General features: G+C 74.3%; 1 protein-coding gene and 1 pseudogene. Both read left to right on the top strand.

Going from position 1 to position 1244, the window contains the following annotated elements:
• Positions 1–219 (top strand): annotated as a pseudogene (locus AC51EU_RS30625) (DUF2752 domain-containing protein); the annotation flags it as partial.
• Positions 220–382: 163 nt separating this feature from the next.
• Complete coding sequence (gene trpC / locus AC51EU_RS30620) at positions 383–1192, top strand: indole-3-glycerol phosphate synthase TrpC (protein ID WP_496270349.1); 810 nt, start codon at positions 383–385, stop codon at positions 1190–1192.
• Positions 1193–1244 lie beyond the last annotated feature (52 nt).

Here is a 1244-nt window from a genome sequence, read left to right as displayed (position 1 = left end):
CACGGCGACCTGCTCACCGCGCTCGGCGCCAACGCGCCCGCCGTGGCGGGATACGCCGCCTGCGCGGTGCTCTGGCTGGTGTGGACGGTACGGGCGGCACGCGGGCTGCCCACGGCGGGCCCCCGGCCGAGGGCGGCCCACTGGTGGGCGCTCGCCGGGCTGCTGCTGGTGTTCACGGTGGTCCGCAACCTCCCCCTCGGCAGGGCCCTGGCGCCATGACCGCGGGCCGCCCGTACCGTGCCGATGTCCAGGTTGTGGGACCGGCGTCAACCGGATGCGGGACCTGTGCGCCACGGCGGATACCATCGGAGTGCCTGATGGGACGGCACATCGCCCCGTCGGCGACCGTCTCCCGTCACCGTTCCAGAAGGAGGCCGCTCCCGTGAGTGTGCTCGACGAGATCATCGAGGGAGTCCGGGCCGACCTCGCGGAACGACAGGCACGTGTCGGCCTCGACGAGCTGAAGGAACGCGCCCGCAAGGCCCGCCCCGCCCGGGACGGCGTCGCGGCCCTCAAGGGGGACGGCGTCCGGGTCATCTGCGAGGTGAAGCGCTCCAGCCCCTCCAAGGGCGCCCTCGCCGCCATCGCCGACCCGGCCGGCCTGGCCGCCGACTACGAGGCGGGCGGCGCGGCCGTCATCTCCGTCCTCACCGAACAGCGCAGGTTCGGCGGTTCGCTCGCCGATCTGGAGGCGGTCCGCGCCCGGGTCGACATCCCCGTCCTGCGCAAGGACTTCATCGTCAGTTCCTACCAGCTGTGGGAGGCCCGGGCGCACGGCGCCGACCTCGCGCTGCTGATCGTCGCCGCACTGGAGCAGGAGGCGCTGGTCTCCCTCATCGAGCGGGCCGAGTCGATCGGGCTGACCCCGCTGGTCGAGGCGCACGACGAGGAGGAGGCCGCCCGCGCGGTGGACGCCGGCGCCAAGATCATCGGCGTCAACGCCCGCGACCTCAAGACGCTCCAGGTCGACCGCGGCACCTTCGCCCGGGTCGCCCCCGAGATCCCCGACCACATCGTCAAGGTCGCCGAGTCCGGTGTCCGCGGCCCGCACGACCTGATCGCGTACGCCAACGACGGCGCGGACGCGGTGCTGGTCGGCGAGTCCCTGGTCACCGGCAAGGACCCCAGGACCGCGGTCGCCGACCTCGTCGCGGCCGGCTCCCACCCGGCCATCCGCCACGGCGGCGCCTGAACCGGGACGCACACCGTGACCACCGCTTCCGGCCGCCGCAGGCCCCGGTCCC

Source organism: Candidatus Streptomyces philanthi, from assembly GCF_059553635.1.
This window is presented reverse-complemented; position numbering and strand designations above follow the sequence as displayed.